Origin of the sequence: Pseudomonas sp. UME65, assembly GCF_014170225.1 — a bacterium.
Classification (GTDB): domain Bacteria; phylum Pseudomonadota; class Gammaproteobacteria; order Pseudomonadales; family Pseudomonadaceae; genus Aquipseudomonas; species Aquipseudomonas protegens.
Genome location: NZ_LZZQ01000010.1, coordinates 521,638 through 544,799, shown reverse-complemented (window position 1 = coordinate 544,799; position 23,162 = coordinate 521,638). Strand labels below are relative to the sequence as shown.

The following is a 23,162-nucleotide window of genomic DNA, read 5'->3' as shown; positions in this document are numbered from 1 at the left end:
ACAGCTGCATAGGGTACCGGTTTCGAGCGCGAAGGCCGAGTTTCTTTGTGCAAACGGTGGCAAAGAGTTGGTTTTTTGTTAACCGATTTGTCCTTAACCGTAACTTTCCCAGGGTTAAATGCTCTAATCCCCCTCCTGTGCCTTATAGAAGAATCGTTTTAGCCCATGGATTTCAAACAGCTCTGGCTCAATACCCAGGATCTCTGGGGAGCACTCGACCAACACCCTCTCCTGCACGCCGGCATCGGCCTGGCCCTGTTACTGGTGGTCGCCCTGCTGGTCGGACGAGTGGCACGCTACCTGGTGCTGCACGCGGTCAAGCTGCTGGGCCGCCAGCCGGCCCTGCACTGGCTCAACGACCTGCGCCACAACAAGGTGTTCCACCGCCTGGCACAGATGACTCCATCCCTGGTGATCCAGTTCGGCCTGCACCTGGTACCGGAGCTGAGCAAGACCAGCCTGCTGTTCCTCGGCAACCTGGCCATGGCCTTCACCATCCTGTTCCAGCTCCTGGCCCTGAGCGCCCTGCTCAATGCCCTGCTGGACATCTACGCGCGCACCGAACACGCCCGCACCCGCTCGATCAAGGGCTATGTGCAGTTGGCGAAAATGGTGTTGTACGTGTTTGGCGCGATCATCATCGTCGCCACCCTGATCGACCGCTCGCCGCTGTTGCTGCTGTCGGGCCTGGGCGCCATGTCGGCGGTGATCCTGTTGGTCTACAAGGACACCCTGCTGTCCTTCGTGGCCAGCGTACAGTTGACCAGCAACGACATGCTGCGGGTCGGCGACTGGATCGAAATGCCCCAGGTCGGCGCTGACGGCGACGTGGTGGACATCACCCTGCACACGGTCAAGGTGCAGAACTTCGACAAGACCATTGTCTCGATCCCCACCTGGCGGTTGATGAGCGAATCGTTCAAGAACTGGCGCGGCATGCAGCAGTCCGGCGGCCGGCGGATCAAGCGCAGCCTGTACATCGACGCCAGCGGCGTGCGCTTCCTGCATGACGATGAAGAAGTGCGCCTGAGCAAGGTGCGCCTGCTCACCGACTACATCGGGCGCAAGCAGTCCGAGCTCAAAAGCTGGAACGAAGCCCAGGGCAACGTCGCCGCGCTGTCGGCCAACCGCCGGCGCATGACCAATATCGGCACCTTTCGCGCCTATGCCCTGGCGTACCTGAAGAGCCACCCGGAAATCCAGCCGAACATGACCTGCATGGTGCGCCAGATGCAGACCACGGCCCAGGGCATTCCCCTGGAGATCTACTGCTTCACCCGCACCACCGCGTGGGTGGATTACGAGCGCATCCAGGGGGATATCTTCGATTACCTGCTGGCGGTGATGCCGGAATTCGGCCTGAACCTGTACCAGCAGCCCAGCGGCACCGACCTGCGGGCCGGCCTGCTGCCCGCGGTGCTGGGTGCCAGCCATGTGCCGACGGTAGAGAAGCAGGCTCTGTAACCCGGTAGGAGCTGGCTTGCCAGCGAAGGCGTTGGCCGGCCAGACGCAACGCTTGCGGGCCCTTTCGCCGGCAAGCCGGCTCCTACAGGTTAGGGCCTCAGGCGCGGCGCCGCGCCGCGGCGGCTGATCCACACCGCCCCCAGAATCACCAACCCGCCCAGCAACAGCCGCCCCAGGTCTTCGTGCTGGTTCCAGATCAGCAGGTTGATCAACAGCCCCACCGGCACATGCAGGTTGTTCATCACCGCCAGGGTGGCGCCGGTCACCAGGCACGCGCCCTTGTTCCACCAGTACATGCCCAGGGCCGTGGACACCAGGCCGAGGAACAGCAGCACCGCCCATTGCAGCGGCGCGTCGGGCAGGTAGTGGGCCTTGCCGAACAGCAGGAACGCCGGCAACACCACCAGCAGCGCCCCCAGGTAGAAATAGCCGAAGCGCCGGTAGTGCGGCTCGTCGCTGGGGTAGCGCGCCACCAGGTGCTTGTACAGCACTTGCCCGGCGGCATAGGTGAAGTTGGCCAGTTGCAGCAGCAAGAAGCCCATGAAGAAGTCCGGGTTGACGCTGTCGTAGCGGATCACCACCGCGCCTGCCACCGCCACCAGCGCCGCCAGCAGGCCCCAGGGGTTGAAGCGCCGGTTCAGGGCGTCTTCGATCAGGGTCACATGCAACGGCGTGAGGATGGTGAACAGCAGTACTTCCGGCACCGTCAGCACGCGAAAGCTCAGGTACAGGCACACGTAGGTGATGCCGAACTGCAGCGCACCGATCAGCAGCATGCCGCGCATGAAGGCCGGGGCCACCCGGCGCCAGCGGGTCAGTGGAATGAACACCAGCCCCGCCAGCAGCACCCGCACCAGCACCGCGAAGTAACTGTCGACATGCCCGGCCAGGTATTCGCCGATCAGGCTGAAGGAAAACGCCTGGATCAGCGTGACAAAAAGTAGATAGCCCATGTTCGCCTCGTCTTGAATGGCGGCGACGATAGCGGTTTTGCCCCCTCAGATGAAATCCCGGGCAAAAAAAAGCCCGATCTCGCTAGGCGTGCAATCGGGCGTCGGTACTGAAGGAGCAACCAGTACAAAGGGAGGTTCGATGCGCGAACCGGCTTGAAGGGGGATGCGCAGGCGCTACTTGAACACCGGTGGATTATCTGCGGATTAACGGCGCCGCCCTGCCCTTCGCTGAGCGGCGCCTGGGCTCAAGAATCGCGGCTCAGGCCACCTGGGCCAGCTTGGCATTGGCCTGGTTCAGGCCCTTCTCGTGGAAATCGCCCCCCAGGTTCAGGCCTTCGGCGTGGATGAACTCCACATCGTGGATGCCGATAAAGCCCATCACCTGGCGCAGGTAGGGTTCCTGGTGGTCCGCGGTGCTGCCGGCGTAGATACCGCCGCGGGCAGTGAGCACGTAGGCACGCTTGCCGGTGAGCAGGCCCTGGGGCCCGGTGTCGGTGTACTTGAAGGTCACCCCGGCGCGCAGTACGTGGTCGAGCCAGGCCTTGAGGGTGCTGGGAATGGCGAAGTTGTACATCGGCGCGGCCATGACCAGGACGTCGGCGGCCAGCAATTCCTCGGTCAATTCATTGGAGCGTTGCAGGGAGTCCTGCTCGGCGGCGCTGCGCTGCTCGGCGGGTTTCATCCAGCCCCCCAGCAGGTTGGCATCCAGGTGCGGCACCGGGTTGCGGGCCAGGTCGCGTACCGTGATCGAATCACCCGGGTGGGCGGCTTGCCATTGCTGGATAAAGGTCTGGGTCAACTGGCGGGATACGGAATCCTGCTGGCGGGCACTGCTTTCAATGATCAGGACGCGGGACATGGCACAAATCTCCATCGGGGTATGCGTAAGTCGATGGAGCGCAGATTAAACAGAGCGATATCGATGAAAAAGCGCAAATAACTGCTATAACCAATCAATAAATTCGTTTATAAGCGGAGCCAGCCCTGCAGCAACCGGCCGGGCCGGGCCCACTTCGATCATTTGGCCTGGCAGGTCAGGTCCAGGCGCAGCTTGATGATCTTGCGATTGAACTTGGCGGTAACGTTCTTGCTCTGCCCTGCGGCGACTTCCACCTTGCGGGTGCGCGGCGCTTCGGGGCCATTGCGAAACACCACCGAGCACAGCGCATCGCTCTTGCCGTAGTTGTTCAACTGGATGGAGCCGATGTCTTCATCGGTGTCATAGGCCGTGTAATCGATGCTCTGGCCGTTGAGCTGCTTCTCGACTTCGATGGGATAGGCCCAGGCGCTCAAGGGCAACAGAGCCAGCAACACACAACAGAATTTTCTCATTCGGCAGTCTCCAGTAAGGAGCGCCAGCTTAGGACAAGAGGAGCCCCTCATGAAAGCGCCCCGCGTGACCCTGGATCAATGGCGCACCCTGCAGGCGGTGGTCGACCACGGCGGTTTCGCCCAGGCCGCCGAAGCGCTGCATCGGTCCCAGTCCTCGGTCAGCTACACCGTGGCCCGCATGCAGGACCAGCTCGGCGTGCCGCTGCTGCGCATCGACGGCCGCAAGGCAGTGCTCACCGAAGCCGGCGGCGTGTTGCTGCGCCGCTCCCGGCAACTGGTCAAGCAGGCCAGCCAGCTGGAAGACCTGGCCCACCATATGGAACAGGGCTGGGAAGCCGAAGTGCGGCTGGTGGTGGACGCTGCCTACCCCAACGCGCGCCTGGTACGCGCCCTGACCGCCTTCATGCCGCAAAGCCGTGGCTGCCGCGTGCGCCTGCGCGAGGAAGTGCTGTCCGGGGTCGAGGAAGTGCTACTCGAAGGCGTGGCCGACCTGGCCATCAGCGGCTTCAACATTCCCGGCTACCTGGGTACCGAGATGAGCTCGGTGGAGTTCGTCGCCGTGGCCCACCCGGAACACGCCCTGCACCGCCTGCAGCGGGAACTGCATTTCCAGGACCTGGAAAGCCAGTTGCAAGTGGTGATCCGCGACTCCGGCCGCCAGCAACCGCGCGATGTCGGCTGGCTCGGCGCCGAACAGCGCTGGACCGTGGGCAGCCTGGCCACCGCCGCGACCTTCGTCGGCAGCGGCCTGGGCTTTGCCTGGCTGCCCCGGCACCTGATCGAGCGCGAGCTGCGCGAAGGCCTGCTCAAGGTCCTGCCCCTGGACCAGGGCGGCAGCCGCCACCCGACCTTCTACCTTTACTCCAACAAGGACAAACCCCTGGGCCCGGCGACGCAGATCCTCGTGGAGCTGCTGCGCACCTTCGACACCGCGCCCCTGGATGCGCCCTTTGCCGCCCCCGAGCAAGCCTGACGCCCCACCCACCAGAACAGGAGTTCTGCCATGGCCTATTTCGAGCATGAAGGTTGCACCCTGCACTACGAGGAATACGGCCGGGGCGAACCCCTGCTGCTGGTCCATGGCCTGGGCTCCAGCGCCCTGGACTGGGAAAAACAGATCCCCGCGCTCTCGGCCCGCTATCGGCTGATCGTCCCGGACATCCGCGGCCACGGGCGCTCCGACAAGCCCCGGGAGCGCTACAGCATCAAAGGCTTCACCGCCGACATCGTGGCGCTGATCGAGCACCTGAACCTGGGCCCGGCCCACTACGTCGGGCTGTCCATGGGCGGCATGATCGGCTTCCAGCTGGGGGTCGACCAGCCGCAGTTGCTCAAGAGCCTGTGCATCGTCAACAGCGGCCCCGAGGTCAAGCTGCGCAGCGCCAACGACTACTGGCAGTGGTTCAAGCGCTGGAGCCTGGCCCGGGTGCTGAGCCCGAGCGCCATCGGCAAGGCCCTGGGCCCGCGGCTGTTTCCCAAGCCGGAGCAGGGCGAGCTGCGACAGAAGATGGCCGAGCGCTGGGCAAAAAACGACAAACGTGCTTATCTCGCCAGCTTCGACGCCATCGTCGGTTGGGGGGTTCAGGAACGTCTGTCGCGAATCACCTGTCCAACCCTGGTCGTCAGCGCCGACCGCGACTACACCCCGGTGGCGCTCAAGGAGGCTTATGTCAAACTGCTGCCGGACGCGCGGCTGGTGGTGATCGAGGACTCCCGACACGCCACGCCGCTGGACCAGCCGCAGCGCTTCAACCAAACCCTGCTGGACTTCATGACCACAGTCGACACCACCACCCAGGATCACTGACCCATGCTGAAAAAAATCGCCCTCGTCGCCGGCTCCGTACTCTTCGCGGCCAACCTGATGGCCGCGCAACCGGCCAAGGCGCCCCACGTCCTGCTGGACACCAGCTTCGGCAAGATCGAAGTGGAACTGGACCCGGTCAAGGCACCGATCTCCAGCAAGAACTTCCTCGACTACGTCGACAGCGGCTTCTACACCAACACCATCTTCCACCGGGTGATCCCGGGGTTCATGGTCCAGGGCGGTGGCTTCACCGCGCAGATGGTGCAGAAAGACACCCGCGACCCGATCAAGAACGAAGCCTCCAACGGCCTGCATAACGTGCGTGGCACCCTGTCCATGGCCCGCACCTCGAACCCCAACTCGGCCACCAGCCAGTTCTTCATCAACGTCGCCGACAACGCCTTCCTCGACCCGGGCCGCGATGCCGGCTACGCCGTATTCGCCAAGGTGGTGAGCGGCATGGACGTGGTGGACCAGATCGTCAACTCCCAGACCACCACCAAGCAGGGCATGCAGAACGTGCCGATCGACCCGGTACTGATCAAGTCGGCCAAGCGTATCGACTGATACTTCGCAGCCTGTCCCGACGGCGGCGCCCTACCCGGCGCCCCGTCCGTTTTCTGCACAGGAGAGCCCGTACCCCGGGCTTCAGACCCCATGCTCTTTCGTCGTTTTGAACAACTGATCGACATCTTCCGCGACGCTCCCAGCGCCACCCCGCCCAACCGGGTCCTGCCCTTCTACTTCCACTACATCAAGCAAGTCTGGCCGAGCTTCGTCGCCCTGCTGGTGGTGGGCCTGTTCGTGGCCCTGATCGAGGTGTCGCTGTTCAGCTACCTGAGCACCATCATCGACCTGGCCCAGGGCACCCCCAGCGTCCAGGTGTTCACCGACCACGGCCTGGAGCTGGCCTGGATGGCGGTGGTGGCGCTGCTGTTCCGGCCCCTGATGGTGGGCCTGCACGACCTCCTGATGCACCAGACCATCAACCCTGGCATGACCAGCCTGATCCGCTGGCAGAACCACAGCTACGTGCTGCGCCAGAGCCTGAACTTCTTCCAGAACGACTTCGCCGGGCGCATCGCCCAGCGCATCATGCAGACCGGCTATTCGCTGCAGGACTCCTCGGTGCAGGTGATCGATGCCCTGTGGCACGTGACCATCTACGCCATCGGTTCCCTGGTGCTGTTCGCCGACGCCGACTGGCGCCTGATGATCCCGCTGCTGCTGTGGATCGCCGGCTTCATCGGTGCCATGCGCTACTTCGTGCCACGCATCCAGAAGCGCTCGGTGGACGCCTCCGACGCCCGCTCCAAGCTGATGGGGCGAATCGTCGACGGCTACACCAACATCACCACCCTCAAGCTCTTCGCCCACACCCACTTCGAGCAGAGCTACGCCCGCGAGGCGATCGCCGAGCAGACCGAAAAGAGCCAGCTGGCCGGGCGCGTGGTCACCGCCATGGACGTGACCATCACCAGCCTCAACGGCCTGCTGATCGCCGGCACCACCGGCCTGGCCCTGTGGCTGTGGAGCCAGTCGCTGATCAGCGCCGGGGCCATTGCCCTGGCCACCGGGCTGGTGATCCGTATCGTCAACATGTCCGGCTGGATCATGTGGGTGATCAACGGCATCTTCGAAAACATCGGCATGGTCGAGGACGGCCTGAAGACCATCGCCCAGCCCCTGCAACTCACCGACCGCGAGCAGGCACCGAAGCTGGCGGTGGCCCAGGGCGGCGTGCGTTTCGAACATGTGGAATTCCACTACGGCAAGGCCAACCGGGTCATCAGCGACCTCAACCTGGAGATCCGCCCGGGGGAGAAGATCGGCCTGATCGGCCCGTCCGGGGCCGGCAAGTCAACCCTGGTCAACCTGCTGCTGCGCCTCTACGACCTGCAGGGTGGCAAGATCCTCATCGACGGCCAGGACATCGCCGGGGTAACCCAGGAAAGCCTGCGCGAACGCATCGGCATGATCACCCAGGACACCTCGCTGCTGCACCGCTCGATCCGCGACAACCTGCTCTACGGCCGCCCCGACGCCACCGACGAGGAACTCTGGGAAGCAGTGCGCAAGGCTCGTGCCGACGAGTTCATCCCGTTGTTGTCCGACGCCCAGGGCCGCACCGGCTTCGACGCCCATGTCGGCGAGCGCGGGGTCAAGTTGTCCGGCGGCCAGCGCCAGCGCATCGCCATTGCCCGGGTGCTGCTCAAGGATGCGCCGATCCTGATCATGGACGAAGCCACCTCGGCCCTGGACTCGGAAGTGGAAGCGGCGATCCAGGAAAGCCTGGAGACCCTGATGCAAGGCAAGACCGTGATCGCCATCGCCCACCGCCTCTCCACCATCGCCCGCATGGACCGCCTGGTGGTCCTGGAACAGGGGCGCATCGCCGAGACCGGTACCCACGCCGAACTGCTGGCCCACGGCGGCCTGTATGCGCGCCTGTGGCAGCACCAGACCGGAGGCTTCGTCGGCATCGACTGAGCCTCTGTAGCCGCTGCCGCAGGCTGCGATCGGCCCCGCAGGGGCCGTAGAACCGGAGTTCGCGGTTCGTCTGGTAAAACGCGGCGGCCGCCTTGCGAGTCCTGCGGCAGCGGCTACAGGGTGCTAATCAGCTACAGAAAGTTGCCGCACAATGCGCCAGAGCCCCCGGTTTCAGGGGGCCCTGGCGTTTTTCATGGGCGAGTGGAATTGCGCCGAAAGCCTGCTGTACTCAGCCTAGGTTCCGGAGCGGAACCTGTAGTTAACCTGCGGGATGCATAACAGTTGTATCGCGTTGATAGGTTGACCTATCAAGGACTCTCTCATGTCTTTGTTCAAACGTTCTGTCACCGAATTGCTCGGTACGTTCTGGCTGGTTCTGGGCGGTTGCGGCAGCGCCGTGCTGGCGGCGGCCTTTCCCAACGTCGGTATCGGCCTGCTCGGGGTCGCCCTGGCCTTCGGCCTGACGGTGCTGACCATGGCCTTCGCCATCGGCCATATCTCCGGTTGCCACTTGAACCCCGCGGTGTCCGTCGGGCTGGTGGTGGGTGGACGCTTTCCGGCCAGGGAACTGCCGGCCTATATCGTCGCGCAGGTGATCGGCGGAGTGATCGCCGCGGCGCTGCTGTACTTCATCGCCAGCGGCAAGCCGGGGTTCGAACTGGCCTCGGGGCTGGCGTCCAACGGCTATGGCGCACACTCCCCCGGCGGCTATTCCATGGCCGCGGGTTTTGTCTGTGAGTTGGTGATGACCTTGATGTTCGTGGTGATCATCCTCGGCGCCACCGACAAACGCGCCCCGGCGGGGCTGGCGCCCATCGCCATCGGCCTGGCCCTGACCCTGATCCACCTGATCTCGATCCCGGTCACCAACACCTCGGTCAACCCGGCCCGCAGCACCGGACCGGCGCTGATCGTCGGCGGCTGGGCGTTGCAGCAGCTGTGGATGTTCTGGCTGGCGCCGATCCTTGGCGCAGTGATCGGCGGCGTGGTCTATCGCTGGCTGGGCAAGGAAGACGGCTGAGCAACGCCGGCGAGGGTCACGCCTGCCGATAGGGCAAGGCGTCCCTCGCCTCTTGCGCATAGGCGCGGATTCCGGCCTGTTCCTGTTGCAGGAAATCCTTCACCGCAGCCTTCAGCCCGGGATGGCGCAGGTAGTGCCAGGAGCGGGTGAGCACCGGTTCGAAGCCGCGAATCAGCTTGTGTTCGCCCTGGGCGCCGGCGTCGAAGCGCTGCAGCCCCTGGGCGATGGCGTACTCCATGCCCTGGTAGAAACAGGTCTCGAAATGCAGGCGGTCGAACTCCGCCAGGCACCCCCAGTAGCGCCCATAGAAACTGTCGCCGCCCACCAGGCTGAAGGCCATGGCCACCGGGCGCCCGCCCTGCTTGGCCAGGACCACGCGGATCGCTTCGGGCATACGCTCGGCCAGCAGGCTGAAAAAAGCTCGGGTCAGGTAGGGTGACTGGCGCCGCACTGCGTAGGTGTTGGCGTAGCAGGCATAGACGAAATCCCACTGCGCCTGGTCCAGTTCATGGCCTTCGAGCCACTGGAAATCAATGCCCTGCCCCGCCACCTGCTCGCGCTCCTTGCGCATCTGCTTGCGCTTGCGCGAGCTCAGGGCATCGAGGAAATCCTGAAAGTCCCGGTAGCCACGGTTCTGCCAGTGAAACTGGCAGCCCAGGCGCTGCAGCCAGCCCGGTTGCTGCTCCAGGGCCGCGTCGCTGAAATCGTCGGTGAAGTTGATATGGGCACTGGAAAGCCCTTCGATCTCCAGGTAGCCGGGCAGGCTTTTCAGCAGTTCGAGCGCATCTGCCTGGGTCGCTGCCAGCACCCGGGCGCCGCTCACCGGGCTGAACGGCACCGCCGTCAGCAGCTTGGGGTAGTAGTCGATTCCGGCCCGGGCGCAGGCATCCGCCCAGCCATGATCGAACACGTATTCGCCGTAGGAATGCCATTTGCGATAGCTGGGCAGCGCCGCCAGCAGCCGACCGTCTTCGACATGCAGCAGGTGCTCGGCCTGCCAGCCAGAGCGCGGGCCAAGGCTGCCGCTGTCTTCCAGGGCACTGAGAAAGGCGTGGCGCACAAAGGGTTGCCCGTCCTTGAGCAGGCCATCCCATTGCGCAGGATCGACGGCGGACAGGCTGTTCAAGGATTGCAGCGGCATCGGGGTCCCCGGAATTCAGATCGAACAACCCGGGGAGTATCCTCCATCCCCGGGTTCACCGAAACCGCCGCAGCGCTAGCGCCCCAGGTGCTCCGCCAGAAAGTCGATGAACACCCGGGACTTGCGCGGCAGGTGCGCACTGTTGGGAAACAGCACATGCACCGGCTGCGTGGCCAGCCGGTACTCGGGCAATACCCGCACCAGCCGCCCGTTGCCCAGGTCATCGAGGACCATCCACTCCGGCAGCACCGCCAGCCCCAGGCCGGCCAGGGCCATGGCGCGAATCGCCGTCGCCGAGTTGGACTCGTGCCCGGGGCTGACCTTGACCTCCACCTCGCCACGGCGCGGATGGCTGAAGGTCCAGCCCGGCGGCCCACCCAGGTTGCTGTTGCCAATCCAGGGCCAGGCATCGAGCTCTTCAGGCTGCATCACCTGCCGGTCCTTGAGCAGCGCCGGGCTGGCCACCAGGACAATGGCGTAGTCCGCCAGCTGGCGCCCCTTGAACCCCGAGTCCGCCAGGTGCCCGAGGCGGATCACCAGGTCGAGCTTTTCCGCCACCAGATCATTCAACGACGAGTTGAAGTGATAACTCAGGCGCACCTCGGGATAACGCGCGGTGAACAACGGCAGGATCGGCAACACGAACGTCTCGGCATACTCCGCCGTGGAGCTGATGCGCAACTTGCCACTGACCCGGTCGCGCCCGTGCAGCACATTGTCGAAGGCGGTGTCGATATTGGCGACAATCCCCTTGAACTCGTCGTAGAGGGCCTGGCCGGTCTCGGTCAGTGTCACCTGCCGCGTGGTGCGGATCAGCAAGGTGCTCGCCAGCGCTTGCTCCAGGGCCTTTATGTGCAGGCTGGCCATGGCCTTGCTGATGCCCAGGTACTGCGCGGCGCGGGTGTATGAGCCGAAGTCCACCACCGCAAGAAAGGTCTGTACCCGGTGCAGCTGGCCGTGAAAATTTTCGCTCACTGTCAAATCCCATTAAACAATGCGTCAAGTATAGGCACCTCGACACCCTGCCCCCAAGCTCCCTAAGCTGCGCGCCAAAAGGGAGACGGCATGACTTACAGATACAAAGTGGCGGTGGTATTCCTTCTCGGATTCTTCATCGACTGCGTCAACATTTTCATGTCGGCGGTGGCCCTGCCCACTATCGCCGCCCAACTGCAAGTGTCCAGCGCCGCCGTGGCCTGGGTCGCCAATGCCTACATCCTCGGCCTGACCCTGGTGATCGCCATCAGCACCTGGCTCGCGGCGCGTTTCGGCAACCGCCAGGTGCTCTGCGCCTCGATGCTGCTGTTCAGCGTTGCCGGGCTGATGTGCGGGCTGGCCGACAGCTTCATGCCACTGGTGTTCTGGCGGCTGGTCCAGGGCATGGCCGGCGGCCTGCTGATTCCCCTGGGGCAGGCACTGACCTTCAACCTGTTCCAGGGCACGCAACGGGCGCGGATCTCCACCCTGGTGATGGCCGTGGCGCTACTGGCGCCAGCGCTGTCGCCCACGGTGGGTGGGGCCATTGTCGACCACAGTTCCTGGCGCTGGGTGTTCTTCGCCAGCCTGCCGCTGTCGCTGCTGGCGGCGTTGCTGTCCTGGTGCTGGATCAACGCCGAGCGCTCGGCGCCACCGCCGCGCCCGGACCTGCGCGGCCTGCTGCTGGTGACTGCGAGCCTGGGCTGCCTGTTGCTCGGCATGTCGCTGTACGGCAGCGGCTACCCGGCCCATCAGGCCGCACCGGGCCTGGTTGCCGGCCTGCTATTGGCCGAGTGCTACCGGCGTCACTGTCGGGCCTGCGCCCGGCCCATCGTCGAACTGCGGCTGCTGAAAAATCCGCGCCTGGGCCTGTCGGTGGCTATCTATCACGCGATCCCCGGGCTCTTCACCGGGGTCAATCTGCTGAGCCTGTTCTTCCTTCAGGAGAGCCTGCACCTGAGCGCCCAGCACAGCGGCATGTTCATGCTGCTGTATGCCGCCGGCGCACTGCTGGCGATGCTCGCCTGCGGACGTTTGTACAATCGCCTGGGCGCCGCACGGCTGTTCGCCATCGCCCTGGTGCTGCACAGCGCCGGCATCGCCAGCCTGTACGGGGTCGATTCGCTGGCCGATCTGCCCCTGATCAGCCTGGCCTACCTGCTGATGGGCCTGGGCGGCGGCGCCGGTGCCAATACCGCGCAGACCACCGCCCTGCTGGACTTCGACGGCGCCGATACGCACAAGGCCAGCGTGATCTGGAACATCAACCGGCAGATGGCCTTCAGCCTCGGCGCGGCCTTGCTGTTGATGCTCTACAACCTGCTGCTGGGTTATCGGGGCGTCACCGGCGCCTACCACCTGAGCCTTTTGCTGGCCGCCGCAGCCGGCCTGCTACCCCTGTTGACCCTGAACCGACTCCCACCACCCGAGGTCTCCCATGCCCAACTCGATCGCTAGACAGGCGCAATACAGCGTGCACTGGATTCACCAACTGATTCACAGCGTCTTCACCAACCAGCGCGGGGATGCCGAGGCCTGCATCGATCCCTTGCTGGGGCTGTTCGCCGAAGACTTCCAGATGGTCACCACCGGCGGCGCCATGGTCGGCCGCGAGCAGGTGGAACAGCTGTTTCGCGAAGGCCTGGGCCAACGCCCCGGTCTGGAAATCAGCATCAGCCAGGTGCGCTGTGTGTGGCAGGAAGGCCAGAGCGCGGCGATCCACTACAAGGAAACCCACCGCCTGGACCAGGTCGAAAGCGCGCGCCTGTCCCTGGCGATCATTCGCGTGCAGGGCGATGCGGCGCAGTGGCTGTACCTGCACGAAACCGCCTGCCCTTGAGAGGCGCCCGTGCAGCGGGCAAAAAAAAACCCCGCCGGGGCGGGGTTAAAACGAGAGGAGCTATAACGGATGAGAAAGAGCTCTACCTGGGTGTTGCAACAGCGTTAGAACACGTACTGCACACGGGCTACGAGGGCATCGCCGCTGTCATCGCCAACGTTGTTGGTGATCTTGTCGGTGTTGACCTTGATGTAGTTGGCGGAAATCTTGATCGCCTCGTTGGCGTACCAGTTGACCCCGATGGTGTTCATGGTGGCCTTGGCATCGCCGACGTCACGGGTGGCGGTGGCGGCTACGACGTTCTTGTCATCGACCTTGATGTTGTCGTAGCGGTAGAACACTTCCCAGGCACCGTACTGCTTGTTCTCGGGCTTGATGGTGTCGAACTTGGCGCCGTCGAGTTTGTACACCCGGGCCTCGCCGGTCAGGGTATAGGCCAGTTGGCCGTAGAAACCGGTGGCCTTGACGTCCTTGTAGGCGTTGCTGTCGGCCTGCAGCTTGCGGGTCAGGTATTCCGCCTGGGCCGAGAACGGGCCGGTGGCGAAGGCGAATTCACCGCCGAACACCCGGTCATTGTCATAGGCGCCAACGGCCGTCTGGCTCGACGCGTTGAGGCCGGCGCCGCCGCCGAAGGTGGCACGGTTGCCGTTGGTGCCGGCATCGTTGCCGCCGTTGGTGGCGATACCACGCACGCCCAGGCGTGGGCGGATCCGCGAGTCGAAAGCGGTGTCGCTCACATCACGGCTGGCAAAGTCCAGACCGAAGTGCAGGACGTTGCCGGTCTCGTGCATCGGGGCGAACACGGCACGCGCGTTGAACTGCTTGACGCTGTCGCCGTCCTTGTCGTTGATGTCCTTGGCCGCCACGCTGCCGGACAGGTAGGCCATGTCGGCGACCACCGAGCTGGCCTGCAGGCCCATGCCGTTCTCGTGGGAGTTGACCCAGTCGGCCAGCTCGTAGGCGGCGTTACGCTCCATGGCGGTAACCCACTTGGAACTGGTGGCCTTCTCCAGGCCGAAGTCTTCGTCGAAGCGGCCGGCGCGCAGGGTCACCGGCTTGAAGCCGACGTAGGAGATGGACGCCTCGTCGAAGTAACCGTCATCGGCGGTGCCCGAGTTGTGGGAGAAGTCGTAGTTGATCTGGTATTTCCAATCCTTGTAGGCGGTGCCGCCCAATTCCAGATAGGCGCGGCGGAAGTACGCGCCGTCGCCGCTGTCACCATTCTTGGTGTAGAACCCGTCGAAACGGCCATAGTCGGCTTGCAGACGACCGCCCAGCTTGAAGCTGAACGCGGAGTCGGTGGTAGCAACCTCAAGGCCGCCCTTGGTTTTGACTACGATATCGGCGCCGTCGGTGGTGACGGTGCCAGCGAAAGCCTGGGCGGTTACTGCCAAGGCCAGGGCGCTGGCGGCAAAACCGGCGAAGTGCTTACGGATCATCGAAGAGTTCCCCTAATTGGTGGTCTGTAGCGTTGGAAAACACGCGGGGTTGGCCCGCTGGTGTTGGGTGGGAATCTTGGCGAGGGGTTATTTCAGCCGGGTTGCTGATAGATAAAGATTTGATTACAGGGGAACTTTTTTACTTCGAAATGAAATAAGGCAAAAAGCCTGTACTAGAGCCTTTGCCCTGGGTTTTGCGGGGGAATAGGGGGACACAAGAACACTGTCACCTTTGATCGGATGACAGTTTCATGTGGTGTCTGTAGCCGTCGAACCCCGGCGAGGCGGCGAACGGCTCTGTAGGAGACGCCGCGATCCTGAGGGCGCAGGAGGTTCGGCGGGAGACCGTCAAGCAAGGCCCTGCGGGCCTTTTCGCAGCCTCGCCGGGGCTCGACAGCGGCTACCGAGCCATGGGGGGGGGCAGGATCAGCGGTGGTTCTGGCGCTCGGCGGCCAGACGCTCGGCCAGTTCGTCGAGACCTTCCAGGGGCGGCTCCGGAAGCACCCGCAAGGTGGCCTGGAGCAGGCGCATCTGGCGAATGAAACGCCGGCAGTTGGGGCAGAACAACAGATGATGGCGCACCATCAAGCGCTCGCGAAAGCTCAACTGGCCATCGAGATAATCGCTGGATCGTGCCACTTGTTCCTTGCAGGTCAGCATTGGCCGGTTTCCTCAAAATGCTCCACGGTGGCGAAGACCTTCAGACGCGCCCGGTGCAGCAGTACCCGGACATTGGAGAGCGTGAGCCCCAAAAGGTTACAGATCTCTTCCAGCTCCAGGCCCTGGCGTTCGCGCAACAGCAGGACACTGCTCTGCAACTCCGACAGGCTGAGCAAGGTGTGCTCCAGGCAGTCACGCAGTTCGGACTCGGTCAGCAGGGCCTCCGGGGTATCTTCGTGCCAGGCGAAAGGCGCCACCAGCCAGTGACCATCGCTGGAGGAGAAACGCTCATCACCCACGGTGCCATGGGGCGCCGGCAGATCGTCGAGCAACACTTCCCGGCGGTTCTGCTTGTAGCGGCTCTTGGCCGCGTTGGCGGTGATGGTCAGCAGCCAGGTCTTGAGGCTGGAACGCCCCTGGAAACCCGCCAGGTTGCGCACCACCGACAGCCAGGCGTCCTGTACCACTTCGTCGGCGTGGCGGTTGCCGACAATGGCGTAGGCCACGGCGCGCATGGCGCTCTGGTAGGTGCCGACCAGTTCCTTGTAAGCCTTTTGTTCGCCCGCCAACAGGCGCTCTAGCAGTTGCGTGTCATCAGCAGCGGCCATTCGTGCCTCGTTCAATCATGCAGGTTTGAGGGGGTGTGACGCGCCAATCCCGCCCGACGCCACACCCCAACCCTGGATCAACGCTTGCGCAGCAACACGCTACCGATCGAATAACCGGCGCCAAAGGAGCTGAGCACGGCCAGGGAACCGCTGGCCAGGTCGTCCTGGTACTTGTGGAAGGCAATCACCGAACCCGCCGAACTGGTGTTGGCGTAGGTGTCGAGAATCACCGGCGCTTCTTCCACCGAGGCTTCGCGGCCCAGGAGCTTCTTGACGATCAGGTGGTTCATGCTGAGGTTGGCCTGGTGCAGCCAGAAGCGCTTCACGTCGCTGACGTTGAGCTGGTTTTCTTCCAGGTGCGCAGCGATCAGCTCGGCCACCATCGGACATACATCGCGAAATACCTTGCGGCCTTCCTGGACGAACAGCTTGTCGCGGGCACCGATACCCTCTTCCGCGGCGCGGTTGAGGAAGCCGAAGTTGTTGCGGATGTTATTGGAGAACTGGGTCAGCAGCTTGGTGCTGACGATGTCGAACTGGTGCTCGGAGGTGGCCAGGTCGGCTCGCTCGATGACCACCGCGGTGGCGGCGTCGCCGAAGATGAAGTGGCTGTCGCGGTCACGGAAGTTCAGGTGCCCGGTGCAGACTTCCGGGTTGACCATCAGGATCGCCCGGGCCTGGCCCAGTTGCACGCTGTTGCAGGCCGCCTGGATGCCGAAGGTCGCCGAGGAGCAGGCCACGTTCATGTCGAAGCCAAAACCCTGGATGCCCAGTGCGGCCTGGACTTCGATGGCGATGGCCGGGTAGGCGCGCTGCAGGTTGGAGCAGGCGACGATCACCCCGTCGATGTCGGCGGCAGTCTTGCCGGCCCGCTGCAGGGCTTGCTCGGCGGCGGCCACGGCCATCTGGCAGAGTACCGACCATTCGTCGTTGGAGCGTTCCGGCAGGCGTGGAGCCATGCGCTGCGGGTCGAGGATGCCGTCCTTGTCCATGACGAAGCGGCTCTTGATGCCCGAGGCCTTTTCGATGAAGGCAGCGTTGGATTCGGTCAGGGCCTGCACTTCGCCGCGCTCGATGGCGGCAGCGTTGTCACTGTTGAACTGGTGGACGTAGGTATTGAACGATTCCACCAGCTCTTCGTTGGAGATGCTGTTGGCCGGGGTAAACAGGCCGGTGCCGCTGATGACGACGTTGTGCACGGTCGTTCCTCTAATGTGTTGAGGCAGAAGGTATTGGCACTCACGTGCCAAACCGTAAAGGGACGACTCCCGCCAGGGGAGCCGTTTCTGGCATCGCTTTATTCCGATCCGCCCAGGCTGCCTGCGATGCAGAAAGCCGGGGCCGGCATTTATGACGGCGGAGTTTGCCATAACCTCCGCCATTTCGCCGCAACTGCAAGATCGACGGAGTCAACCCTATACCGCCCCTGGCGGCGCTTTCGCTAGCACGCCAGCGCCTGCGAAGGGCTTTAGATCAGGCGTCGACCAGGCTCCACTGCTTGCTCAGGCGCTTGTCGGAAATCGGCACCTTGGTCCCCAACTGCTGGGCGAACAGGGACACCCGGTACTCCTCCAGCCACCAGCGGTACAGCTCCAGCTGCGGGTCGCGCTTGCCTTCCTGGGCATGCTTCTGGGCCCGGGTCTGGTACTGGCTCCACAGGCCCGTGAGCTCGCTGCTCCAGACCCGGTCCTTCTGCACCTGGCTGCCGAGTTTCTCGAAGCGCAGTTCCACGGCCTTGAGGTAACGCGGCAGTTCCTTGAGCCACAGGGCCGGGGTTTCCCGGACAAAGCCCGGGTACACCAGGTTCGCCAGCTGGGCCTTGATGTCGTTGAGGGCCACGGCCTGGGCCAGGTCGATCTTGCCCTTGAAGCGCTTTTGCAGGCCGTGCCAGAGCTTGAGGATCTCCAGGGTCAGGCGTGCCAGGCGCTCGGCGTGCTCGGTCCAGGCACCACGCTTGCGCTCGGCCAGGGAGGCCAGGCCCGCGCCATCCCGAGGCAGCACGGCCTCGCCTTCAAGAATGCAACTGTCGAGGCTGGCCAGGAGAATGTCCTCCACCAGCGCATCGACCCGGCCCAGTTCGCGGTACAGCAGGCCCAGCTCGGTAAGGCCCGGCAACTTGCCCCGCAGGAACTTGGCCGGCTCCGCCAGTTGTTGCAAGAGCAGGCGCTGCAAGGCCCGGCGGTGCTGGAACTCAGCCTCGGCGGCGGTGGAGAAGCGCCCTTCCTTGACGGTCCCGGCCTCCTCGACCAGCGCCGGATACACCGTCATCGACAACCCGGCGATCTTCTGCTGGGTCTTTTCTGCGACTGCGGCGAACACCTTGGCTTCCACCGGCTGCTGGCCCTTGGCGGTCTGCGGCACCGCCAGGGCAGCCTGGCTGGCTTCGGCGAAACGCGCCGTCAGTTCGGCCAGGTCGCGGCCTTCGCCGAGGAACTTGCCCTGGGCGTCGACGATTTCCAGGTTCATCCGCAGGTGGCTTTCCACCTGTTGTTCGGCTTCGCTCCAGGCCTCGTCGCTGACCCGGGCACCGGTCATGCGCAGCAGCTCGCGGCCCAGGGCCTGGGGCAAGGAGCCCTCGGCGAAGACCATGCGCTGCAGGGCGGCCTTGACGAAGTCCGGCACCGGCACGAAGTTCTTGCGCAGGGCCTTGGGCAGGTTGCGCACCAGGGCGATGCACTTGGCCTCGATCAGCCCCGGCACCAGCCATTCCAGGCGTTCGGCGGGCAGTGCCGGCAGCAGCGGCGCCGGCACCCGCAGGGTCACGCCGTCCCGGGGATGGTTGGGTTCGAAGTGGTAACTCAGGGCCAGTTCCAGGTCACCGATATGCAAGGTGTCCGGGTACTGCTTGGCGGTGACCTCGCTGGCCTCGCGGGCCAGCACGTCTTCCTCGCGCATGATCAACAACTGCGGGTTCTTCTGGCTGTGCACCCGGTACCAGCTGTCGAAGGTCGCGGTCTGGTGGATCTCCGCTGGCAGGCGCGCGTCGTAGAAGGCGAACAGGGTTTCCTCGTCGGCCAGGATGTCGCGGCGCCGGGCCTTGGCTTCCAGGGCATCGAGCTGCTCCAGCAACTGGGTGTTGGCGCTCAGGCACTTGGCCTTGGACTGGATTTCGCCACGCACCAGGGCCTCGCGGATGAACAGCTCGCGGGATACCACCGGGTCCACCGGGCCGTAATGCACTGGCCGGCGGCCGACCACGATCAGGCCGAACAGGGTGATCTGCTCGTAGGCCACTACCTGGCCGCGCTTCTTCTCCCAATGGGGCTCGAAGTGGTTCTTCTTCACCAGATGGCCGGCCAGGGGCTCGATCCAGTCCGGCTCGATCTTGGCCACCATGCGCGCATAGAGCTTGGTGGTTTCCACCAGCTCGGCGGTCATCAGCCATTGCGGGCGCTTCTTGCCCAGGCCCGAGGACGGGTGGATCCAGAAGCGCCGCTGGCGGGCCCCCAGGTAGTCGCCGTCTTCGGTCTTCTGGCCGATCTGGCTGAGCAGGCCTACCAGCACCGCCTTGTGCAGTTTCGGGTAGTCCGCCGGCTCCTTGTTCAGGCTCAGTTGCAGGTCGCGGCAGATCAGGCTCAATTGCCGGTGCGAATCACGCCACTCGCGCAGGCGCAGGTAGTTCAGGAAATTCTTGCGGCACCAGTTGCGCAGCGGGCTGGCGGTGAGGGCCTGGCGCTGTTCTTCGAAGCCGCGCCACAGGTTGACCAGCCCGGCGAAGTCCGAATCCACGTCCTTCCACTGGGCGTGGGCCTGGTCGGCGGCCTGCTGGCGCTCCGGCGGACGCTCGCGGGGGTCCTGGATCGACATGGCGCTGGCGACGATCAGCACTTCCTGGAGGCTGCCGAGCTTGGCCGCTTCCAGCAGCATGCGGCCCATGCGCGGATCCACCGGCAGGCGCGCCAGTTGCCGGCCCAGTGGTGTCAGCTGGCTGTTGCGGTCGACTGCCGAGAGTTCCTGCAGCAGGTTGAAACCGTCGCTGATGGCCTTGCCATCCGGCGGTTCGATAAACGGGAAGGCGGTGATTTCCCCCAGGCGCAGGTGCAGCATCTGCAGGATCACCGCCGCCAGGTTGGTACGCAGGATCTCCGGGTCGGTGAATTCCGGCCGGCCGAGGAAATCTTCCTCGCTGTACAGGCGCACGCAGATCCCCGGTTCGACCCGGCCGCAACGGCCCTTGCGCTGGTTGGCGCTGGCCTGGGAAATCGCCTCGATGGGCAGGCGCTGGACCTTGGCCCGGTAGCTGTAGCGGCTGATGCGCGCAGTGCCGCTGTCGATCACGTAGCGGATGCCCGGCACGGTCAGCGAGGTTTCGGCGACGTTGGTGGCCAGCACCACGCGGCGGCCCGGGTGGGACTGGAAGATGCGCTGCTGTTCCGCCGGCGACAGGCGCGCGTACAGCGGCAGGATCTCGGTGTGCTTGAGCTGGGCCTTGCGCAGCATCTCCGCGGCGTCGCGGATCTCCCGCTCGCCGGGCAGGAACACCAGCACGTCCCCGGGGCTGCGCCTTTCACTGCGTTCATGGGCGGCGATTTCATCCAGGGTGGCGAGGATCGCCTGGTCCACCGTGAGGTCGTCCTCGACCCGGTTGCCCTCCTCGTCCTGTTCCAGGGTCAACGGGCGATACCAGGTTTCCACCGGGAAGGTGCGGCCGGAGACCTCGACGATCGGCGCGTTATCGAAGTGCTTGGAGAAGCGCTCAAGGTCGATGGTCGCCGAGGTGATGATGACCTTCAGGTCCGGGCGCCGCGGCAGCAGGGTCTTGAGGTAGCCGAGGAGGAAGTCGATATTCAGGCTGCGCTCGTGGGCCTCGTCGACGATGATCGTGTCGTAGCGTTCCAGGTAGCGATCGTTCTGGGTTTCCGCCAGCAGGATGCCGTCGGTCATCAGCTTGATCAGGGTGCTGGAATCGCTCTGGTCCTCGAAGCGCACCTGGTAGCCCACCAGCGAGCCCAGGGGCGTGGCCAGCTCTTCGGCGACTCGGCTGGCCACGCTGCGGGCAGCAATCCGCCGGGGCTGGGTATGGCCGATCAGGCCATGCTGGCCACGACCGATTTCCAGGCAGATCTTCGGCAACTGGGTGGTCTTGCCCGAGCCGGTCTCGCCGGCAATGATCAGCACCTGATGCTTGAGCAGCGCCTCCTTGATCTCGTCGCGCTTGGCGGCAATCGGCAGGCTGTCGTCATAGCGGATCTGCGGCACGCTCTGGCGACGCGCCGTCACCAGGTTGCAGGAAGCCTGCATGCGCTCCAGCCACTGGGCGAGCTTGGCCTCGTCGGGCTTCTTGCGCAGTTCGAGCAACTGCCGGCGCAACCGGTGACGGTCGCCGAGCATGGCTTGATCGAGGTTTTTCAGCAGTTGGTCGATTGCAGGCGATTCGTCAGTCATCAGGTACGCAAGGGTCGTCTATTTAGGCAGGGCGCGATTGTCGCAGAAAAGTCCATGCAATACGTAGGAGCCGGCTTGTCGGCGAAGGGGCCGGTGAGGACGCCCTCGCCGGCAAGCCGGCTCCTGCACGTCTATTTATTCGTCTTCCAGGCCTTGGCGCCGGTAAGGGAAGACATCGATCACCTTACCGGCGCGAATGGCCTCCTGCAGGCCCTTCCAGTAATCGGCGTTGTACAGCTCGCCGTGCAACTGGTCGAACAGCTTGCGCTGGCCGGCATCGGCGAACAGGAACGGCGGGAACTCCTCGGGAAACACGTCGTGGGGGCCGATGGAGTACCAGGGCTCGGAAGCCATTTCATCTTCCGGGGTACGAGGGGCCGGAATGTGGCGGAAGTTGGCTTCGGTGAGGAAGCAGATTTCGTCGTAGTCATAGAACACCACCCGGCCATGGCGGGTGACGCCGAAGTTCTTCAGCAGCATGTCGCCGGGGAAGATGTTGGCCGCGGCCAGCTGCTTGATCGCCAGGCCATAGTCCTCCAGGGCCTCGCGCACCTGGGCTTCGTTGGCATGCTCCAGGTAGAGGTTGAGCGGGGTCATGCGCCGCTCGGTCCAGCAGTGGCGGATCAGTACCGCCTGGCCTTCCACCGCCACCGTGGAGGGCGCCACTTCCAGCAGTTCCTCAAGGCACGCCGGGTCGAACTTGCTCAGGGGGAAGCGGAAGTCGGCGAACTCCTGGGTATCGGCCATGCGGCCCACCCGATCCACGCTTTTCACCAGCCGGTATTTCTCGATCACCGTGGCCCGGTCGACGTTCTTCGACGGCGAGAAGCGGTCCTTGATGATCTTGAACACGGTGTTGAAGCCCGGCAGGGTGAACACGCTCATGACCATGCCGCGCACCCCGGGAGCCATGATGAAGCGATCGTCGGTGCTGGCCAGGTGGTTGATCAGGGCACGGTAGAACTCCGACTTACCGTGCTTGTAGAAACCGATGGAGGTGTACAGCTCGGCGATGTGCTTGCCCGGCAGGATGCGCTTGAGGAAGCCGATGAATTCCGCCGGCACCGGCACGTCCACCATGAAGTAGGAACGGGTGAAGGAAAAGATGATCGAGACGTCCGCCTCGTCGGTGATCAGCGCGTCGATCTGGATCCCCCGGCCTTCGCGGTGCAGTAGCGGGATCACCAGCGGCCACTGTTCTTCATGGGTGAAGATGCGCCCCACCAGATAGGCGCCCTTATTGCGGTAGAGCACCGAGGAAAACAGTTCCAGGGTCAGTTCCGGGTCCTTGCACACCCAGTCCGGCAGGTTCTCCCGCAATTGCGCCTCCAGGCGCCGCAGGTCCCCCGGCAGGTCGGCGTAGTCCTCGCTGAAGCGGTAGTCGGCGAATACCTGTTCGAGCATCGTCGCCAGTTCGCCCTGGGGCTTGTAGCTGCGGGTCTGCGCGGCCCGGGCCCGGCGCAGGCTGGGCCGGGTGGTGTGGATGAACATGCAGCCGTCGCTGATCAGGTCGTGGCTGAACAGGCCGCAGAAGATCGAGTTGTACCAGGTCTCGGACAGCTCATCGTCAAAGCGCAGGTCGATCAGGCTGATGTAGGCGCTTTTTACCAGTGGCCACTGGCTGACATCCATCAGCGACTCGGAGCTGAAGGCCTGGTGCAGGCGCGCCACGGTCTCGCCCACCTTCTCTTCATACAGGTTGATCCGCGCTGCCGAGGCCTTTTGCGCTTGCTGCCACTGCGCCTGCTCGAAGCGTTGCCGGGCACCGTCGGTGATCTGGCGAAAGTGCTCGCGGTAGTCGTCGAAGCCATCGAGGATCATTCGAGCGATATCGGCGGCGGGCCATGACTGCGACATAAAGAGACCTCTGCGGGAATTTACGATGCCAGAGCTTAGCCAGTGAAACGAGGTGAAGAGAAGCGTATTTTTGTGATGGGATGTACGCCGAAAAATGACCCGGCGGTCGCTCTGTCTCCAGGCCTCTGCAACGCAGGATTGAACGCAACAATCGGGGTGCGGGTTTTCTTCGCCCCGTGCGCCAATAAGG

At 64.2% G+C, this 23,162-nt stretch carries 19 protein-coding genes; 8 read left to right on the top strand and 11 right to left on the bottom strand.

Annotation, left to right across the window (positions count from 1 at the left end; all coding sequences use genetic code 11):
* Nucleotides 1-165 precede the first annotated feature (165 nt).
* The gene (locus tag A9971_RS10255; RefSeq protein WP_011059886.1) at nt 166-1,464 is read left to right on the top strand and encodes a mechanosensitive ion channel family protein; all 1,299 of its coding nucleotides are present in this window, start codon (nt 166-168) and stop codon (nt 1,462-1,464) included.
* An 89-nt stretch (nt 1,465-1,553) separates the two neighbouring features.
* Here the strand turns inward: A9971_RS10255 and A9971_RS10250 are convergent, their stop codons facing one another.
* From A9971_RS10250 to A9971_RS10240, 3 genes are all read right to left on the bottom strand, one after another.
* Entirely contained in the window at nt 1,554-2,417 is an 864-nt protein-coding gene (locus A9971_RS10250) for a carboxylate/amino acid/amine transporter (protein WP_041116582.1), read from the bottom strand.
* A gap of 259 nt (nt 2,418-2,676) precedes the next feature.
* Nucleotides 2,677-3,276: an FMN-dependent NADH-azoreductase gene (locus tag A9971_RS10245; protein ID WP_011059884.1), complete on the bottom strand. Its 600-nt coding sequence runs from the start codon at nt 3,274-3,276 to the stop codon at nt 2,677-2,679.
* Between the two features lie 158 nt (nt 3,277-3,434).
* Nucleotides 3,435-3,749: a hypothetical protein gene (locus tag A9971_RS10240; RefSeq protein WP_011059883.1), complete on the bottom strand. Its 315-nt coding sequence runs from the start codon at nt 3,747-3,749 to the stop codon at nt 3,435-3,437.
* Between the two features lie 49 nt (nt 3,750-3,798).
* Here A9971_RS10240 and A9971_RS10235 point away from each other — a divergent pair, with 49 nt between their 5' ends.
* The 5 genes from A9971_RS10235 (at nt 3,799) to aqpZ (ending at nt 9,067) form a co-directional block, all read left to right on the top strand.
* On the top strand, nt 3,799-4,722 hold the full coding sequence (locus A9971_RS10235; protein WP_011059882.1) for a LysR family transcriptional regulator: 924 nt from the start codon (nt 3,799-3,801) through the stop codon (nt 4,720-4,722).
* Nucleotides 4,723-4,752: 30 nt separating this feature from the next.
* Complete coding sequence (locus A9971_RS10230; protein WP_011059881.1) at nt 4,753-5,556, top strand: alpha/beta fold hydrolase; 804 nt, start codon at nt 4,753-4,755, stop codon at nt 5,554-5,556.
* Between the two features lie 3 nt (nt 5,557-5,559).
* Nucleotides 5,560-6,123, top strand: coding sequence for a peptidylprolyl isomerase A (locus A9971_RS10225; RefSeq protein ID WP_011059880.1), 564 nt, complete (start codon nt 5,560-5,562; stop codon nt 6,121-6,123).
* 90 nt (nt 6,124-6,213) lie between these two features.
* On the top strand, nt 6,214-8,046 hold the full coding sequence (locus tag A9971_RS10220; protein WP_015634574.1) for an ABC transporter ATP-binding protein: 1,833 nt from the start codon (nt 6,214-6,216) through the stop codon (nt 8,044-8,046).
* Nucleotides 8,047-8,368: 322 nt separating this feature from the next.
* Nucleotides 8,369-9,067: an aquaporin Z gene (aqpZ, locus tag A9971_RS10215; protein WP_011059878.1), complete on the top strand. Its 699-nt coding sequence runs from the start codon at nt 8,369-8,371 to the stop codon at nt 9,065-9,067.
* A gap of 16 nt (nt 9,068-9,083) precedes the next feature.
* Here the strand turns inward: aqpZ and A9971_RS10210 are convergent, their stop codons facing one another.
* The gene (locus A9971_RS10210) at nt 9,084-10,208 is read right to left on the bottom strand and encodes a GNAT family N-acetyltransferase (RefSeq protein WP_183000554.1); all 1,125 of its coding nucleotides are present in this window, start codon (nt 10,206-10,208) and stop codon (nt 9,084-9,086) included.
* Nucleotides 10,209-10,283: 75 nt separating this feature from the next.
* Complete coding sequence (locus A9971_RS10205; RefSeq protein ID WP_183000553.1) at nt 10,284-11,189, bottom strand: LysR family transcriptional regulator; 906 nt, start codon at nt 11,187-11,189, stop codon at nt 10,284-10,286.
* A gap of 84 nt (nt 11,190-11,273) precedes the next feature.
* Between A9971_RS10205 and A9971_RS10200 the strand changes: the two genes are divergently transcribed.
* Both A9971_RS10200 and A9971_RS10195 read left to right on the top strand, forming a co-directional pair.
* The gene (locus A9971_RS10200; RefSeq protein ID WP_072443291.1) at nt 11,274-12,641 is read left to right on the top strand and encodes an MFS transporter; all 1,368 of its coding nucleotides are present in this window, start codon (nt 11,274-11,276) and stop codon (nt 12,639-12,641) included.
* The gene (locus A9971_RS10195) at nt 12,622-13,023 is read left to right on the top strand and encodes a nuclear transport factor 2 family protein (RefSeq protein ID WP_174394909.1); all 402 of its coding nucleotides are present in this window, start codon (nt 12,622-12,624) and stop codon (nt 13,021-13,023) included. Before A9971_RS10200 ends, A9971_RS10195 begins: the two co-directional genes overlap by 20 nt.
* A gap of 104 nt (nt 13,024-13,127) precedes the next feature.
* Here the strand turns inward: A9971_RS10195 and A9971_RS10190 are convergent, their stop codons facing one another.
* The 6 genes from A9971_RS10190 to aceK form a co-directional block, all read right to left on the bottom strand.
* Nucleotides 13,128-14,462, bottom strand: coding sequence for an OprO/OprP family phosphate-selective porin (locus A9971_RS10190; protein ID WP_011059873.1), 1,335 nt, complete (start codon nt 14,460-14,462; stop codon nt 13,128-13,130).
* A 426-nt stretch (nt 14,463-14,888) separates the two neighbouring features.
* Nucleotides 14,889-15,122 (bottom strand): anti-sigma factor, encoded by a 234-nt coding sequence (locus tag A9971_RS10185; protein ID WP_011059872.1) that lies wholly within the window; start codon nt 15,120-15,122, stop codon nt 14,889-14,891.
* Entirely contained in the window at nt 15,116-15,730 is a 615-nt protein-coding gene (locus A9971_RS10180; protein ID WP_011059871.1) for an RNA polymerase sigma factor, read from the bottom strand. Before A9971_RS10180 ends, A9971_RS10185 begins: the two co-directional genes overlap by 7 nt.
* Nucleotides 15,731-15,807: 77 nt before the next feature.
* Nucleotides 15,808-16,929 carry a beta-ketoacyl-ACP synthase III gene (locus A9971_RS10175; RefSeq protein ID WP_019093329.1) on the bottom strand — a complete coding sequence of 374 codons (1,122 nt, stop codon included), beginning with the start codon at nt 16,927-16,929 and terminating at the stop codon, nt 15,808-15,810.
* 274 nt (nt 16,930-17,203) lie between these two features.
* Nucleotides 17,204-21,115, bottom strand: a complete 3,912-nt coding sequence (gene hrpA / locus A9971_RS10170) for an ATP-dependent RNA helicase HrpA (protein ID WP_183000552.1) — start codon at nt 21,113-21,115, stop codon at nt 17,204-17,206.
* A 135-nt stretch (nt 21,116-21,250) separates the two neighbouring features.
* Nucleotides 21,251-22,972, bottom strand: coding sequence for a bifunctional isocitrate dehydrogenase kinase/phosphatase (gene aceK, locus A9971_RS10165; RefSeq protein WP_183000551.1), 1,722 nt, complete (start codon nt 22,970-22,972; stop codon nt 21,251-21,253).
* Nucleotides 22,973-23,162: the final 190 nt, after the last annotated feature.